The 15,105-nt window shown below is 56.2% G+C and carries 16 protein-coding genes and 1 riboswitch; of the genes, 8 read left to right on the forward strand and 8 right to left on the reverse strand.

The genetic code is table 11. The features are described from left to right. The 5 genes from thiS to I6L53_RS00490 all read right to left on the reverse strand — a co-directional run bounded on the left by thiS (window position 1) and on the right by I6L53_RS00490 (window position 4,217). Window positions 1–201: a sulfur carrier protein ThiS gene (gene thiS, locus I6L53_RS00470; protein ID WP_042326221.1), complete on the reverse strand. Its 201-nt coding sequence runs from the start codon at window positions 199–201 to the stop codon at window positions 1–3. Continuing rightward, window positions 182–940, reverse strand: a complete 759-nt coding sequence (locus tag I6L53_RS00475) for a HesA/MoeB/ThiF family protein (protein ID WP_042326219.1) — start codon at window positions 938–940, stop codon at window positions 182–184. Before I6L53_RS00475 ends, thiS begins: the two co-directional genes overlap by 20 nt. Further along, window positions 933–1,568, reverse strand: a complete 636-nt coding sequence (thiE, locus tag I6L53_RS00480; protein ID WP_042326217.1) for a thiamine phosphate synthase — start codon at window positions 1,566–1,568, stop codon at window positions 933–935. Before thiE ends, I6L53_RS00475 begins: the two co-directional genes overlap by 8 nt. Then, window positions 1,568–3,469, reverse strand: a complete 1,902-nt coding sequence (gene thiC, locus I6L53_RS00485; RefSeq protein ID WP_042326215.1) for a phosphomethylpyrimidine synthase ThiC — start codon at window positions 3,467–3,469, stop codon at window positions 1,568–1,570. The genes thiE and thiC overlap by 1 nt, the downstream gene beginning before the upstream one ends. A gap of 84 nt (window positions 3,470–3,553) precedes the next feature. Next, window positions 3,554–3,677, reverse strand: a riboswitch (TPP riboswitch). Window positions 3,678–3,728: 51 nt separating this feature from the next. Continuing rightward, window positions 3,729–4,217 carry an Rsd/AlgQ family anti-sigma factor gene (locus tag I6L53_RS00490; protein ID WP_042326213.1) on the reverse strand — a complete coding sequence of 163 codons (489 nt, stop codon included), beginning with the start codon at window positions 4,215–4,217 and terminating at the stop codon, window positions 3,729–3,731. Between the two features lie 97 nt (window positions 4,218–4,314). Here I6L53_RS00490 and nudC point away from each other — a divergent pair, with 97 nt between their 5' ends. From nudC to I6L53_RS00520, 6 genes are all read left to right on the forward strand, one after another. Next, window positions 4,315–5,088, forward strand: a complete 774-nt coding sequence (nudC, locus tag I6L53_RS00495) for an NAD(+) diphosphatase (protein WP_042326212.1) — start codon at window positions 4,315–4,317, stop codon at window positions 5,086–5,088. Between the two features lie 45 nt (window positions 5,089–5,133). Next, window positions 5,134–6,198 carry a uroporphyrinogen decarboxylase gene (hemE, locus tag I6L53_RS00500; RefSeq protein ID WP_042326208.1) on the forward strand — a complete coding sequence of 355 codons (1,065 nt, stop codon included), beginning with the start codon at window positions 5,134–5,136 and terminating at the stop codon, window positions 6,196–6,198. A gap of 9 nt (window positions 6,199–6,207) precedes the next feature. Then, window positions 6,208–6,879, forward strand: a complete 672-nt coding sequence (gene nfi / locus I6L53_RS00505; RefSeq protein ID WP_042326207.1) for a deoxyribonuclease V — start codon at window positions 6,208–6,210, stop codon at window positions 6,877–6,879. A 41-nt stretch (window positions 6,880–6,920) separates the two neighbouring features. After that, the gene (locus I6L53_RS00510) at window positions 6,921–7,511 is read left to right on the forward strand and encodes a YjaG family protein (RefSeq protein WP_042326205.1); all 591 of its coding nucleotides are present in this window, start codon (window positions 6,921–6,923) and stop codon (window positions 7,509–7,511) included. Window positions 7,512–7,697: 186 nt separating this feature from the next. Next, the gene (gene hupA / locus I6L53_RS00515; RefSeq protein WP_001044509.1) at window positions 7,698–7,970 is read left to right on the forward strand and encodes a nucleoid-associated protein HU-alpha; all 273 of its coding nucleotides are present in this window, start codon (window positions 7,698–7,700) and stop codon (window positions 7,968–7,970) included. A gap of 12 nt (window positions 7,971–7,982) precedes the next feature. Further along, window positions 7,983–8,678 carry a DUF1481 domain-containing protein gene (locus I6L53_RS00520; RefSeq protein WP_042326246.1) on the forward strand — a complete coding sequence of 232 codons (696 nt, stop codon included), beginning with the start codon at window positions 7,983–7,985 and terminating at the stop codon, window positions 8,676–8,678. Window positions 8,679–8,763: 85 nt separating this feature from the next. Here the strand turns inward: I6L53_RS00520 and zraP are convergent, their stop codons facing one another. Continuing rightward, window positions 8,764–9,198: a zinc resistance sensor/chaperone ZraP gene (gene zraP, locus I6L53_RS00525; protein ID WP_042326244.1), complete on the reverse strand. Its 435-nt coding sequence runs from the start codon at window positions 9,196–9,198 to the stop codon at window positions 8,764–8,766. Between the two features lie 250 nt (window positions 9,199–9,448). On the opposite strand from zraP, the gene zraS reads away from it, so the two are divergent. Both zraS and zraR read left to right on the forward strand, forming a co-directional pair. After that, window positions 9,449–10,855, forward strand: a complete 1,407-nt coding sequence (gene zraS, locus I6L53_RS00530; protein ID WP_042326203.1) for a two-component system sensor histidine kinase ZraS — start codon at window positions 9,449–9,451, stop codon at window positions 10,853–10,855. After that, complete coding sequence (zraR, locus tag I6L53_RS00535) at window positions 10,852–12,177, forward strand: sigma-54-dependent response regulator transcription factor ZraR (protein WP_042326202.1); 1,326 nt, start codon at window positions 10,852–10,854, stop codon at window positions 12,175–12,177. Before zraS ends, zraR begins: the two co-directional genes overlap by 4 nt. On the opposite strand, the gene purD is transcribed toward zraR, so the two are convergent. Beyond that, on the reverse strand, window positions 12,174–13,463 hold the full coding sequence (purD, locus tag I6L53_RS00540; protein WP_042326200.1) for a phosphoribosylamine--glycine ligase: 1,290 nt from the start codon (window positions 13,461–13,463) through the stop codon (window positions 12,174–12,176). The genes zraR and purD overlap by 4 nt on opposite strands. An 11-nt stretch (window positions 13,464–13,474) precedes the next feature. Further along, the gene (purH, locus tag I6L53_RS00545; RefSeq protein ID WP_042326199.1) at window positions 13,475–15,064 is read right to left on the reverse strand and encodes a bifunctional phosphoribosylaminoimidazolecarboxamide formyltransferase/IMP cyclohydrolase; all 1,590 of its coding nucleotides are present in this window, start codon (window positions 15,062–15,064) and stop codon (window positions 13,475–13,477) included. Window positions 15,065–15,105: the final 41 nt, after the last annotated feature.

Consider the following 15,105-nt stretch of genomic DNA (forward strand, 5'->3'; position numbering starts at 1 on the left):
TCAGCCCCCTGCAATAACCTGAAAAAGCAGGATCTGGTCGCCTTCCTGCACAATATGCTGCTCCCACTGCTCGCGGGGCAGAATCTGTTGATTCAGCGCCAGTGCGGCGCCGGGTTTTAACTGATTCAATTGGGTCAACAGCGTATGCACGGAGAGTCCCTCTGTGCACTGCATCGGCTCATCATTGAACTGGATTCGCATGTCGTCCTCCACATACCGGACACCCGCTGGCACGGTGTAACGCCAGACTGCGCCACTGGCTGGTTTTACCGTCAAACAGACGCAATTCGCTCCCGGGCGTGCCCACGCCGCTGAGGAGTTTGATGGCCTCCAGCGCCTGCAGAGTCCCCATCAACCCGACGACGGGGCCGACAATGCCCGCGGTACGGCAGTTACGTTCGGGTTCTACTTCGTCCGGCCATAAACAGCGGTAGCAGCCTTGCGTCCAGGGCGGCGTCAATACCATTAACTGGCCGCCAAAACCGACCGCGCTGGCGGTGATTAGCGGGGTATCGAGTGCCACGCATGCGGCGTTAATTTCCTGACGCGTCGCCATGTTGTCGGTGCAGTCGAGCACGACATCCGCTTGCGCCACCGCATGGCTGAGCGCCTCTCCACACAGACGCAGTGGTAGCGAGAGCAGGTCGATATCCGGGTTGAGCCGCGCCAGTCGCTGCTGTGCGACCTGCGATTTAGATCGGGCAATGTCATCCGTGGTGAACAGGATCTGCCGTTGCAGATTACTGAGATGGATGTCATCGTCGTCCGCCAGCACCAGCGTGCCGACACCGGCTCCCGCCAGATACAGCGCGGCCGGAGAGCCTAATCCCCCCAACCCGACGATCAGTACGCGGCTGGCGAGCAGCTTTTGCTGGCCATCAATGGCGATATCGTCCAGCAGGATCTGACGGCTATAACGCATAAAATCACGGTCATTCATCGCCTGCTCCTGCTATTGCCAGTAACTGCGCGGTTGCCGCGCGCCAGTCCGCAGCCTGGGTAATGGCGCTGACTACCGCAATGCTCCCTACGCCAGTCGCAAGTACCGCCGGTGCGCGGTCCAGACCGATCCCGCCGATGGCGACAGTAGGGTAATCGTGCAGACGGTTGATATGTCGCGCCAGCTGTTCCAGCCCCTGCGGCGCAGACGGCATCTGCTTGGTTTGCGTCGGGAAGACATGGCCCAGCGCAATGTAGGAGGGACGTGCCGCCAGCGCCACGTCGATCTCCATGTCATCGTGCGTCGAGACGCCCAGGCGTAACCCCGCCGCCTGAATCGCTTTCAGATCGGTGGTTTCCAGATCTTCCTGACCCAGATGCACGCCATAGGCACGGTGTTTAATCGCCAGCCGCCAGTAATCGTTAATAAACAGGCGAGCATTGACGTTTCGCCCCAGCTCGATGGCGGCAACCACGTCGGCTTCCACCTCTTCATCGCGCTTATCTTTGATGCGCAACTGAAGCGTGCGCACGCCAGCGTCAAGCAGACGCGCAATCCACGCCACGCTGTCGACAACCGGGTAGAGGCCTAAGCGAAACGGAACCGTTGGGAAATCAGGCTGATACATCAGGCTTCCTCCCGTTTGAGGTAGATTTCACCGCCTTTGGCGCGGAAATTTTCTGACATATCCGCCATCCCCACTTCGATAGTCTGGGCGGCGGCGTAGTCGCGAACCTCCTGGCTGATTTTCATCGAGCAGAATTTGGGGCCACACATAGAGCAGAAGTGCGCCACTTTGCCGGACTCCTGCGGCAGGGTTTCGTCGTGGTAGGCACGGGCAGTGAAGGGATCGAGTGCCAGATTAAACTGGTCTTCCCAGCGAAATTCGAAGCGCGCTTTAGACATTGCGTTATCACGGATTTGTGCACCCGGATGCCCCTTCGCCAGATCGGCGGCATGGGCGGCAATCTTGTAGGTTATCAGCCCCTGTTTCACATCCTCTTTGTTCGGCAGGCCAAGGTGCTCTTTCGGCGTGACGTAACAGAGCATCGCGCAGCCAAACCAGCCGATCATCGCCGCGCCAATCCCCGAGGTGAAGTGGTCGTAACCCGGTGCGATATCGGTGGTCAGCGGGCCTAAGGTGTAGAACGGTGCTTCGTGACAGTGCTCCAGCTCTTCGGTCATGTTGCGGCGTATCATCTGCATCGGCACGTGGCCTGGGCCTTCAATCATCACCTGCACATCATATTCCCAGGCAATCTTCGTCAGTTCACCCAACGTATGCAGTTCCGAGAACTGCGCCTCGTCGTTGGCATCCTGAATGGAGCCCGGGCGCAGGCCGTCACCGAGCGACAGAGAAACATCATACGCGGCGCAGATTTCGCAAATCTCGCGGAAGTGCTGGTAAAGGAAGTTCTCTTTGTGATGAGAAAGACACCATTTCGCCATGATGGATCCGCCGCGCGAGACAATCCCCGTCAGGCGTTTCGCGGTCATCGGCACATAGCGTAGCAGCACACCGGCATGGATGGTGAAGTAGTCTACTCCCTGTTCAGCCTGCTCCAGCAGCGTATCGCGGAAGGCTTCCCAGGTAAGATCTTCGGCGATCCCGTTGACCTTCTCCAGTGCCTGGTAGATCGGTACGGTGCCGATCGGCACCGGGCTGTTACGCAGGATCCACTCGCGGGTTTCGTGAATATAGCGACCGGTGGAGAGATCCATCACGGTGTCCGCTCCCCAGCGCGTTGACCACACCAGTTTCTCGACTTCTTCTTCGATAGAGGAGGTGACGGCAGAGTTACCGATGTTGGCATTCACTTTCACCAGGAAATTACGGCCAATAATCATCGGCTCCGATTCCGGGTGGTTGATGTTAGCGGGGATGATCGCCCGTCCGGCGGCCACTTCGTCACGCACAAATTCCGGTGTAATGTTTTCCGGCAAACGTGCGCCGAATCCCTCGCCCGGATGCTGCTGGCGTAACACTTCGCTGCGGATGCGCTCACGGCCCATGTTTTCACGGATGGCGATAAACTCCATTTCCGGAGTGACGATGCCCTGGCGGGCGTAGTGCAGTTGGGTGACACATTTGCCCACTTTGGCGCGTTTTGGCGTCAGCAAGCCGGTAAAGCGCAGTTCATCAAGGCCATCATCGGCCAGGCGCGCTTTGGTGTACGCCGAGCTCCGGTCGGTCAGTTCCTCGCTGTCTTCACGCGCCTCAATCCACGGTTGACGCAGCTTCACCAGACCCTGCTGAACGTTAATCGCCACCTCCGGGTCGCCGTAGGGGCCGGATGTGTCGTACACCGGAACCGCTTCGTTCTCTTCAAACTGCGGCTCTTCTTTGCTGCCGCCGATGAGCGTAGGGCTAAGCTGGATCTCACGCATCGGAATGCGGATATCCGCTTGCGAACCCGTAATATAGATCCGTTTTGAGTTCGGGAAAGCGGTGCCTTCCAGGGTGTCGATGAAGTGTTGTGCTTGCGCGCGCTGTTCGCGGCGGGACAATTTAGGTGTAGTTGCAGACATAGCTCATTCCAAAAAGTAAGGAGATGGCTTGTCAGACGACGGAGGAGTAATAGATGTGCGCCGCCCGTTAAGGCTTACGCATAAAGCAGAATTACTCTTGTTCCCTTCGCAGGTTTTAACCTGATCAGGTTCCGCGGATCCCGAATTAACGGTCTCAGCCTTTTCCACTTCAAGCTTTCGTGGAAAATAAGCACTCCGACAAGATAACGCCCCTCAGAAGAGGGGGACGTTTGTAAATTACGCGTTAGTAATGCAAAACTCAAGCAGGACGTTTGATGACGGCGTTCTCGTGCATGGCGTCAAAGACCAGCATAATCAGCTTATCTTCCAGCGCAAATCGGGCTTCCAGCGCTTCGCCGAGATCGGACAAAACCTGTTGAAACTCCAGGCAGTTATCGTGATCTATCGCCGTTTCCAGGCTGGAGTCATAATAGTCCATGATGCGTTGTGTATTCGCTTCCAGTAGCGGCCAAATTTTTGTCGCTTTTAAAAGCTGCCCGTTGCCTTCCAATTTGTGGAGAATACGTTCATAAATACTGAAGTGTCCGGTGGAGAGATAATCGACCAGGCTCTGACAAAAATCATCCAGCGCTTTTTCATTCAGCCGCATGTACGATTCTTTGCCAGGCTTAATGCCAACCAGATTGTAGTAAGCCACGAGCAGGTGCTTACGTATATGTAGCCAGCGATCAACCAGTTTGTTACTTCCTCTGACGCGCTCTGTCAGGTCTTCCAGCTGGTTTAGCATGATTGACTCCGCAAGTGTAGATTTTAAAACTGCTCACGCAGGAATTGTAAAAATAATGTTATCAACATGCCAGTGAAGCAAAGGTAGTGCAAGAGCTATGGATCGTATTATTGAAAAATTAGATCACGGCTGGTGGATCGTCAGTCATGAGCAAAAATTATGGTTGCCTCACGGCGAATTGCCACATGGTGACGCGACACATTTCGATCTTGTCGGGCAGCCTGCGCTGCATATCGGAGAGTGGGAAGGAGAGCCCGTCTGGCTGGTACAACAGCACCGGCGTCACGAGATGGGATCGGTTCGCCAGGTGCTCGATCAGGATGTGGGTCTGTTTCAACTGGCGGGTCGCGGTGTGCAACTGGCCGAGTTTTATCGTTCGCATAAGTTCTGCGGCTACTGCGGACACCCCATGCATCCGAGTAAAACGGAGTGGGCGATGCTCTGTACCCACTGTCGTGAACGTTACTATCCGCAAATCGCCCCCTGTATTATTGTCGCCATTCGCCGCGATGACTCGATCCTGCTTGCTCAACACGTTCGCCACCGCAACGGTGTGCATACTGTGCTCGCCGGATTCGTTGAAGTGGGCGAAACCCTGGAACAGGCGGTGGCGCGCGAAGTGATGGAAGAGAGCGGTATCAAAGTGAAAAACCTGCGCTATGTGACTTCGCAGCCCTGGCCTTTCCCGATGTCGCTGATGACTGCGTTTATGGCGGAGTACGACAGCGGCGAGATCGTCATCGACCCGAAAGAGCTGCTGGAGGCAAACTGGTATCGTTACGATAATTTACCGCTCCTGCCGCCGCCAGGCACCGTCGCACGGCGTCTCATCGAAGATACCGTGGCAATGTGTCGGGCTGAGTATGAGTGAATCACGTGATACACTGACGGCCTGACGCAATAAGGAACTGCAAAAATGACCGAACTGAAGAACGATCGTTATCTGCGTGCGCTGCTGCGCCAGCCCGTTGATGTCACCCCGGTATGGATGATGCGCCAGGCGGGCCGCTATTTACCGGAATATAAAGCCACCCGCGCAGAGGCGGGCGATTTTATGTCGCTGTGCAAAAATGCCGAGCTGGCCTGTGAAGTCACACTCCAGCCGCTGCGCCGTTATCCGCTTGATGCGGCGATCCTCTTCTCGGATATTCTGACTATTCCGGATGCGATGGGGCTGGGCCTCTATTTTGAAGCCGGTGAAGGCCCGCGTTTCACAGCCCCGGTGGCCTGTAAAGCCGATGTCGACAAACTGCCGGTTCCCGATCCGGAAGATGAACTGGGCTACGTGATGAATGCGGTACGTACGATTCGTCGCGAGCTGAAAGGCGACGTGCCGCTGATCGGTTTCTCCGGCAGTCCGTGGACGCTGGCGACCTACATGGTAGAAGGCGGAAGCAGCAAAGCCTTTACCGTGATTAAAAAGATGATGTATGCCGACCCGAAAACGCTGCATGCGCTGCTTGATAAGCTGGCGAAGAGCGTCACGTTGTATCTCAATGCCCAAATCAAAGCGGGTGCGCAGTCGGTGATGATTTTTGACACCTGGGGCGGTGTGCTGACCGGGCGCGATTATCAGCAGTTCTCGCTGTATTACATGCATAAAATCGTCGATGGCCTGCTGCGTGAAAACGACGGTCGCCGCGTGCCGGTAACGCTGTTTACCAAAGGTGGCGGACAATGGCTGGAAGCGATGGCGGAAACGGGTTGCGATGCACTCGGACTCGACTGGACCACCGACATTGCCGATGCGCGTCGTCGTGTCGGCCATAAAGTGGCCTTGCAGGGCAATATGGACCCGTCGATGCTCTATGCGCCTGCGGCGCGTATCGAAGAAGAGGTGGCGACGATCCTCTCTGGTTTTGGCCAGGGTGAGGGGCACGTTTTTAACCTCGGCCATGGTATTCATCAGGACGTGCCGCCTGAACATGCCGGCGTCTTTGTAGAGGCGGTGCACCGCTTATCTGCGCAGTATCATAAGTAGGGGGTCAGTATGGATCTCGCGTCGCTACGCGCTCAACAGCTTGAACTGGCCTCCTCGGTCATCCGTACAGATCGATTTGATCGCGATCCACCGGATCTTATCGCGGGTGCCGATGTCGGGTTTGAGCAGAATGGTGAGGTGACGCGAGCCGCGATGGTGTTGCTGAAATATCCCTCGCTGGAACTGGTTGAATATCAGGTGGCGCGCATCGCCACCACCATGCCCTATATCCCCGGCTTTCTCTCCTTTCGCGAGACGCCCGCGCTGCTTGCCGCGTGGGCGCAATTGTCGCAAAAACCTGATTTGCTGTTTGTGGATGGACACGGTATTTCCCACCCACGCCGTCTCGGCGTGGCCAGCCACTTTGGACTGCTGGTAGAGGTGCCGACCATTGGCGTGGCGAAAAAGCGTTTGTGCGGCAAGTTTGACCCCCTCGGTGCTGAACCTGGCGCGCTGGCACCGCTGATGGACAAAGGCGAACAGCTGGCGTGGGTCTGGCGCAGCAAAGCGCGCTGTAATCCACTGTTTATCGCCACAGGCCATCGCGTTGGGCTGGACAGCGCTCTGGCGTGGGTACAGCGCTGTATGAACGGCTATCGTCTGCCGGAGCCGACCCGCTGGGCGGATGCCGTAGCATCGGAACGTCCGGCGTTTATGCGATGGCAGGAAATTCAACCCTGATTGATGTACACTGCCGCTAATTTCTGATTCGAGAATTCATCATGTTACAAAACCCGATTCATCTGCGTCTGGAACGTCTGGAAAGCTGGCAGCATGTCACTTTTATGGCCTGCCTGTGTGAGCGCATGTACCCGAACTATGCCATGTTCTGCCACCAGACCGGGTTTGGCGACGGCCAGGTGTACCGTCGTATTCTGGACCTGATCTGGGAGACGTTGACGGTCAAAGACGCGAAAGTGAATTTTGACAGCCAACTGGAGAAGTTTGAAGAAGCGATCCCGGCTGCTGATGATTATGACCTGTACGGGGTTTATCCGGCCATTGATGCCTGCGTGGCGTTAAGTGAGTTGGTTCATTCTCGTTTGAGCGGTGAGACGCTGGAACACGCCATTGAAGTCAGCAAGACGTCCATTACTACGGTTGCAATGCTGGAAATGACCCAGGCTGGTCGAGAAATGAGCGATGAAGAGCTCAAAGATAACCCGGCCGTGGAACAAGAGTGGGATATTCAGTGGGAAATATTCCGACTTTTAGCGGACTGCGAAGAACGCGACATTGAGCTGATAAAAGGGCTCAGAGCAGACCTGCGTGAGGCTGGTGAGAGCAATATCGGTATAAATTTGCAGCAGTAAGACACGAAAACGTGATTTAACTTCTGAATTGTCGTACCTGAAGGCTTCCCTTCCGCCCCCCGTCTGGTCTACATTTGGAGGGCGAAAAAAAGTGGCTATCGGTGCGTGTATGCAGGAGAGTGCTTTTCTGGCATTTCCGTCGCACTCGATGCTTAGCAAGCGATAAACACATTGTAAGGATAACTTATGAATAAGACTCAACTGATTGATGTAATTGCAGACAAAGCAGAACTGTCCAAAACCCAGGCTAAAGCTGCTCTGGAATCCACTCTGGCTGCTATTACTGAGTCTCTGAAAGAAGGCGATGCTGTACAACTGGTTGGTTTCGGTACCTTCAAAGTGAACCACCGTGCTGAGCGCACTGGCCGCAACCCGCAGACCGGTAAAGAAATCAAAATCGCCGCAGCTAACGTACCGGCGTTTGTTTCTGGTAAAGCACTGAAAGACGCAGTTAAGTAAGACCGCGTGGCTGTGAACAGTTTTAATGAAGGGGCGGTTTCGCCCCTTTCGTCTGTCTGGCGTCGCATGTTGACGTTAGCAGGCGTACTGTTGCTGACGGCCTGTAGCCATAACACTTCTCTTCCGCCGTTTACGGCCAGCGGCTTTGCTGACAACCAGGGCGCGGTGCGTATCTGGCGTAAAGATGCCGCAGATGGCGTCCATTTGCTTTCGGTATTTAGCCCGTGGCGTAATGGCAGTACCACAACCAGCGAGTACCGCTGGCAGGGTGATACCCTTTCACTGATAGAACTCAATATTTTTGGCGAACCGCCGGAACATATCCGCGTGCGTTTTGACGATCGGGGCGAGCTGAGTTTTATGCAGCGCGAAGTCGATGGTCAAAAACAACAGTTGTCGAACGATCAAATCGAATTATACCGTTATCGTGCCGAGCAGATCCGCCAGACCAGCGATGCATTGCGTCAGGGACGGGTGGTATTGCGCCAGGGACGCTGGCATGCGGCTGAACATGCGGTTACCACCTGCGAAGGTGAGACGATGAAGCCGGATTTAGACGCCCGGGCGATGAGTCATATTGAGCGCCGCCAGAGTCGTTCATCTGTTGATGTCAGCGTGGCATGGCTGGAGGCGCCCGAAGGGTCACAGCTTCTGCTGGTGGCAAATTCCGACTTCTGTCACTGGCAACCAAAAGAAAAAACGTTTTGAATGCCTGATGGCGCTACGCTTATCAGGCCTACAGCGTGTCTGGCGTAGGCCGGATAAGGCAAAGCCGTCATCCGGCCATCAGCGATTACCAGCGCCCCATCCCCATGTGGCCGCCACCGCCACCACATCCGCCGTAGCCCATCCCCATACCGCCAGGGACACCGGCCTGAGCCATTGCGACATCCCGTTTCACTCGTTGTTCATCCAGTGACTGTCTTAAGGATTCCATCTCTTTCGCCACCGCACTGATTTTGGCGGTATCCGGCGGATTAGTTGCTAACAGCGCATTGTACTCATAGCGTTTGGACATCAGTTGCTGGCGCAGGGCGTTAGTCTGGGTGTAAAAGTCATTATGGATTTTTTGCGCGGCAGCCTGCTGCTCTGCGCTCAGTCCACTGCCATTCTGTTGCCACATGCCGCCGCCGTTCCCCCAGTGATGCCGTGCCAGTGCGGGGCTGGAGCCCAACACCATCAAAGAAAGGGCGATCAACGCCAGGCCTGCTTTCGTGTTCCGTTTCATCATTTTTCCTCCTGTGGGTGGTCTTATCTTCCGTATTGCATCTTCCGTGCCAGACCGATTTTTCCCATCCGGCGCGGGCTCTGGCGACACGCGGGGCAGCAAGACGAGTAAAAATGACCCACCGGTAAGATGCAGCGAGTCATTTTTACCCGTCAGCGTCGGCAGTTTGCGTAACAAGACCGGGATACGGGCCGCGAAAAGTGGCATGATTTCTGCTGAAACAACGAAGGGATTGAGCCACAGAGAGCAGATGCGAATGATGCGAGGACATAAGGATACGGTAGCCCGATGGTTGAGCGGGGTGCTCCCCGCCGTCATCCTGACTCTGGTTGGGTTATTTGCCGTGATGGTGATCCGCGATTACGGGCGTGAAAGTGAGGCGGCGCGTCAGACGCTGCTGGAAAAGGGCAGCGTGCTCATCCGCGCGCTGGAGTCGGGGACGCGCGTCGGAATGGGCATGCGGATGCATCATGCCCAGCAGCAAACGCTACTCGAAGAGATGGCGGGGCAGCCTGGCGTACTGTGGTTTGCTGTGACGGATGCTCAGGGCAACGTCGTGATGCACAGCGATCCTGCGCAGGTCGGGAGAACGCTCTACTCGCCAGCAGAAATGCAAACATTAAATCCGGGAGAAGAGACACGCTGGCGTCCGGTTAACGCGACGGATACGCAGGGGGAACCCGTTCCGGCGCTGGAGATTTATCGTCAGTTCCAGCCGCTGTTTTTCCCTGGCCGGCACGGTATGCGCGCGATGTCGCGTGGGAATGGCGGAATGTCTGACTCTGCCCAACAATCTATTTTTATCGCCTTTGATGCCAGCGATTTGGCCGTGACGCAGGCGCGTGAGTGCCGCAATACGCTGATTATGCTTTTCGCGCTGACCACCGTGCTACTGGCGACCCTTATGACGTTTTTCTGGTACCGGCGATACCTGCGTTCTCGCCAGCTTTTGCAGGATGAGATGAACCGCAAAGAGAAGCTGGTGGCGCTCGGGCATCTGGCGGCAGGCGTCGCACATGAGATTCGTAATCCGTTGTCATCTATCAAAGGGCTGGCAAAGTACTTTGCTGAACGCGCGCCAGCGGGCGGTGAAGCGCATGAGCTGGCGCAGGTGATGGCGAAAGAGGCCGACCGTTTAAACCGAGTGGTAAGCGAGTTGCTGGAACTGGTGAAGCCAGCGCATTTATCCCTGCAGCCCGTGGATCTCAATGCGGTGATCGCTCACTCTCTCCAGTTAATTAGCCAGGACGCGCAGAATCGGGCGATCGATCTGCAATTTGCGCCTGACTCTGCGCTACCGCTCATTCAGGCCGATCCGGACAGGCTGACGCAGGTACTGCTGAATCTTTATCTGAATGCAATTCATGCCATCGGGAATCAGGGGACCATTCGTGTTGAGGCAAGCACAAGCGGAACCGATCGCGTTAAAATCGCCGTTGTAGACAGTGGGAAAGGGATTGCGCCAGAACAGTTGGCCGCCATTTTTACCCCTTACTACACAACCAAAGCGGACGGTACGGGACTGGGGTTGGCGGTGGTACAGAACATCATTGAACAGCATGGCGGGACGATTCAGGTGGATAGTCCGGCAGGTAAGGGCGCAACGTTCACCCTCTGGCTCCCGGTGACGTTAACACGTAAGGATTCACAAGGATGATTCGCGCAAAGATCGACATTCTGGTGGTGGATGACGATGTCAGCCACTGCACCATTTTACAGGCATTACTGCGGGGATGGGGTTATGACGTCGCGCTGGTGTACAGCGGTCGAGCCGCACTCGAGCAGGTACGTGAACACGTCTTTGACCTCGTGCTGTGTGACGTGCGCATGGCAGAGATGGACGGCATCGAGACGCTGAAAGAGATCAAGGCGCTGAACCCGGCCATTCCGGTACTGATCATGACCGCATTTTCCAGCGTGGAGACGGCAGTAGAGGCGCTGAAGACCGGCGCGCTGGATTATTTGATCAAACCGCTGGATTTTGACCATCTACAAACGACACTGGAAAACGCGCTGGCGCATTCGCGAGAGCCCGCCAGCGAGTTGCCCTCCGTTTCCGCCTCGCAGTTTGGAATGGTTGGCAAAAGCCCGGCGATGCAACAACTGCTCAGTGAGATTGCGATGGTCGCCCCTTCGGATGCGACAGTGCTGATTCATGGTGACTCCGGCACCGGGAAAGAGCTGGTGGCGCGCGCGTTGCATGCGAGCAGTGCACGGAGCGACAAACCGCTGGTGACACTGAACTGCGCGGCACTCAACGAGTCGTTGCTGGAATCTGAGCTGTTCGGCCATGAAAAAGGGGCATTTACCGGTGCCGACAAACGCCGGGAAGGACGCTTTGTCGAAGCCAACGGCGGCACATTGTTTCTTGATGAAATTGGCGATATCTCGCCGATGATGCAGGTGCGGTTACTCCGGGCGATTCAGGAACGCGAAGTGCAGCGCGTGGGCAGCAATCAGACGCTCTCGGTTGATGTTCGTCTGATTGCCGCGACCCATCGAGATCTGGCGGAAGAGGTGCAGGCCGGTCGATTTCGTCAGGATCTCTACTACCGCCTGAACGTCGTGACGATTGAAACACCGGCGCTGCGTCAACGGCGGGAAGATATCCCTCTGCTGGCGGACCACTTTCTTCAGCGCTTTGCTAAACGCAATCGTAAGGCAGTCAAAGGGTTTACCCCGCGAGCCATGGATCTGCTGATTCACTACGACTGGCCGGGGAATATCCGCGAACTGGAAAATGCAATTGAGCGCTCGGTGGTCCTGCTGACCGGGGAGTATATTTCTGAGCGCGAGTTGCCGCTGGCGATTGCGAATCAGCCGCTGCCATTCGTGGCGGATCGGGCCATTCAGCCGTTGGTGGAAGTCGAAAAAGAGGTGATTCTGGCGGCGCTGGAGAAAACGGGCGGCAACAAAACAGAAGCCGCCCGTCAGTTAGGGATTACGCGAAAGACATTACTGGCGAAACTCTTGCGTTAGTTCTGTTCACGCTCGATGGCGCGCCAGCCGATGTCTTTGCGACAGAAACTGTCATCCCAGTGGATATCAGTCATTAAGGCATAGGCGCGTTTCTGCGCATCGGCCACGGTGTCACCCAGCGCGGTAACGCACAGCACGCGACCACCGCTGGTAACGACCTGCTCGTCATCGGCCAGTTTGGTCCCTGCATGGAACACTTTACCATCTGCCACATCCTCCAACGGCAGACCGTGGATCACGTCACCGGTGCGATAATCGCCAGGATAACCGCCCGCCGCCATCACGACGCCGAGCGAGGCGCGTTCATCCCACTCGGATTTTTGCTCATCCAGTTTGCCTTCGCAGGCGGCCAGGCAGAGCTCAACCAGGTCGGACTTCATGCGCAGCATGATGGGCTGCGTTTCAGGATCGCCAAAACGGCAGTTGAATTCGATTACCTTTGGATTGCCCTGCTTGTCGATCATCAAACCGGCATACAGGAAACCGGTATAGGTGTTACCTTCTGCCGCCATACCCTTCACGGTAGGCCAGATAATGCGTTCCATCGTGCGCTGGTGGACGACATCCGTCACCACTGGTGCCGGAGAGTAGGCGCCCATACCGCCGGTGTTCAGCCCGGTGTCGCCATCACCTACGCGCTTATGATCCTGACTGGTCGCCATTGGCAAGACGTGCTCACCGTCGACCATCACGATAAAGCTGGCTTCTTCGCCATCAAGAAACTCTTCAATCACGATACGATGACCCGCATCGCCAAACGCGTTGCCTGCCAGCATGTCCTGTACGGCGGCTTCGGCTTCTTCCAGCGTCATTGCGACGATCACGCCTTTACCGGCTGCCAGACCGTCAGCTTTAATGACGATCGGGGCACCTTTCTCACGCAGGTAGGCGAGGGCCGGTTCGACTTCGGTAAAGTTCTGGTATTCGGCCGTCGGGATCTGGTGGCGAGCAAGGAAATCTTTGGTGAACGCTTTGGAGCCTTCCAGTTGTGCGGCACCAGCGGTTGGACCGAAGATGTTCAGGCCAGCGGCACGGAAGGTATCAACCACGCCTTTCACCAGCGGCGCTTCCGGGCCTACGATCGTCAGGTCAATCTTTTCACTCTGGGCAAAGCTCAGCAGCGCCGGAATATCGGTCGCGCTAATAGCGACATTTTGCAGCGTCGGTTCCAGCGCGGTACCGGCGTTACCCGGCGCAACAAACACAGTTGTTACTTTCGGTGACTGAGCGGCTTTCCATGCCAGAGCGTGCTCGCGCCCGCCGTTTCCGATAACTAATACTTTCATGTCTCGCTCCATTAATGGCGGAAGTGGCGCATGTCGGTGAAGATCATTGCAATACCGTGTTCATCAGCGGCAGCAATCACTTCATCATCACGGATAGAACCGCCAGGCTGGATCACGCAGCTCACACCGACGGCGGCGGCAGCATCAATACCATCGCGGAAAGGGAAGAAGGCATCGGAGGCCATGGCGGAACCTTTCACTTCCAGGCCTTCATCAGCGGCTTTGATCCCGGCGATTTTGGCGGAGTAGACGCGGCTCATCTGGCCTGCGCCAATGCCGATGGTCATGTTCTCTTTGGCGTAAACAATGGCGTTGGATTTAACGAACTTCGCGACTTTCCAGCAGAACAGCGCGTCACGCAGTTCCTGTTCGGTCGGCTGGCGCTTAGTGACCACGCGCATTTCACCGGCAGTGACCATCCCCAGATCGCGGTCCTGAACCAACAGACCCCCGTTAACACGTTTGAAATCCAGACCCGGCACGCGCTGCGCCCATTGGCCGCAGGTCAGAACGCGAACGTTCTGCTTGGCGGCGGTGATTTTAAGCGCATCTTCGCTGGCGGACGGGACGATAATCACCTCGACAAACTGACGGGAAATAATGGCCTGCGCGGTTTCCGCATCCAGTTCGCGGTTGAAGGCAATAATGCCGCCAAAGGCAGAGGTCGGATCCGTTTTATACGCACGGTCGTATGCATCGAGAATCGAGGTGCTTACCGCTACGCCGCAGGGGTTAGCATGCTTCACAATCACGCAGGCGGGTTCGGCGAACTCTTTGACACACTCCAGCGCTGCGTCGGTATCAGCGATGTTGTTATAAGACAGCGCTTTACCCTGTACCTGGGTCGCGGTAGCAACGGATGCTTCTTTAACATCTTCTTCTATATAGAAGGCAGCCTGCTGGTGGCTGTTCTCGCCATAACGCATATCCTGCTTCTTAATGAAGTTCAGGTTCAGCGTGCGCGGGAAACGACCTGCGGCTTCTTTGCTTTCGCCGTGATAGGCCGGAACCATGCTGCCAAAGTAGTTGGCGATCATGCTGTCGTAAGCGGCGGTGTGTTCGAAGGCTTTAATTGCGAGGTCGAAACGGGTGTCGAGGGTCAGTGAGCCTTCGTTAGCATCCATCTCGTTAATAATGGCGTTGTAGTCGCTGCTCTTCACCACAATGGCGACATCTTTATGGTTCTTCGCGGCGGAGCGCACCATGGTCGGCCCGCCAATATCGATATTCTCTACCGCATCTTCCAGTGAGCAGCCTTCACGGGCAACGGTCTGGGCGAACGGATAAAGGTTAACAACCACCATATCGATTGGCGCGATACCGTGCTGTTCCATAATCCCGTCATCCTGGCCGCGACGACCGAGGATGCCGCCGTGTACCTTAGGATGCAGGGTCTTCACGCGTCCATCCATCATTTCCGGGAAACCGGTGTAATCGGAAACTTCGGTCACCGGCAGACCTTTCTCTGCTAACAGACGGGCAGTGCCCCCTGTCGACAGTAGCTCCACACCACGTGCGGAAAGTGCCTGGGCGAATTCGACGATACCGGCTTTGTCAGAAACACTGAGCAGAGCGCGGCGGACTGGACGACGTTGTTGCATGGTAAATCCCCTGGATTTGACGATTACAGAGAGCGTTAGCT

Source organism: Citrobacter farmeri (assembly GCF_019048065.1).
Lineage (GTDB): Bacteria > Pseudomonadota > Gammaproteobacteria > Enterobacterales > Enterobacteriaceae > Citrobacter_A > Citrobacter_A farmeri.

Excerpts from the sequence above, each read along its gene's own strand:
- nudC (WP_042326212.1), top strand. The coding sequence starts at position 4,315 with ATGGATCGTATTATTGAAAAATTAGATCACGGCTGGTGGATCGTCAGT.
- zraP (WP_042326244.1), bottom strand. The coding sequence starts at position 9,198 with ATGAAACGGAACACGAAAGCAGGCCTGGCGTTGATCGCCCTTTCTTTG.
- I6L53_RS00490 (WP_042326213.1), bottom strand. The coding sequence starts at position 4,217 with ATGCTAAACCAGCTGGAAGACCTGACAGAGCGCGTCAGAGGAAGTAAC.
- zraS (WP_042326203.1), top strand. The coding sequence starts at position 9,449 with ATGCGAATGATGCGAGGACATAAGGATACGGTAGCCCGATGGTTGAGC.
- thiE (WP_042326217.1), bottom strand. The coding sequence starts at position 1,568 with ATGTATCAGCCTGATTTCCCAACGGTTCCGTTTCGCTTAGGCCTCTAC.
- I6L53_RS00510 (WP_042326205.1), top strand. The coding sequence starts at position 6,921 with ATGTTACAAAACCCGATTCATCTGCGTCTGGAACGTCTGGAAAGCTGG.
- nfi (WP_042326207.1), top strand. The coding sequence starts at position 6,208 with ATGGATCTCGCGTCGCTACGCGCTCAACAGCTTGAACTGGCCTCCTCG.
- thiC (WP_042326215.1), bottom strand. The coding sequence starts at position 3,469 with ATGTCTGCAACTACACCTAAATTGTCCCGCCGCGAACAGCGCGCGCAA.
- thiS (WP_042326221.1), bottom strand. The coding sequence starts at position 201 with ATGCGAATCCAGTTCAATGATGAGCCGATGCAGTGCACAGAGGGACTC.
- I6L53_RS00475 (WP_042326219.1), bottom strand. The coding sequence starts at position 940 with ATGAATGACCGTGATTTTATGCGTTATAGCCGTCAGATCCTGCTGGAC.
- purD (WP_042326200.1), bottom strand. The coding sequence starts at position 13,463 with ATGAAAGTATTAGTTATCGGAAACGGCGGGCGCGAGCACGCTCTGGCA.
- hupA (WP_001044509.1), top strand. The coding sequence starts at position 7,698 with ATGAATAAGACTCAACTGATTGATGTAATTGCAGACAAAGCAGAACTG.
- hemE (WP_042326208.1), top strand. The coding sequence starts at position 5,134 with ATGACCGAACTGAAGAACGATCGTTATCTGCGTGCGCTGCTGCGCCAG.
- zraR (WP_042326202.1), top strand. The coding sequence starts at position 10,852 with ATGATTCGCGCAAAGATCGACATTCTGGTGGTGGATGACGATGTCAGC.
- purH (WP_042326199.1), bottom strand. The coding sequence starts at position 15,064 with ATGCAACAACGTCGTCCAGTCCGCCGCGCTCTGCTCAGTGTTTCTGAC.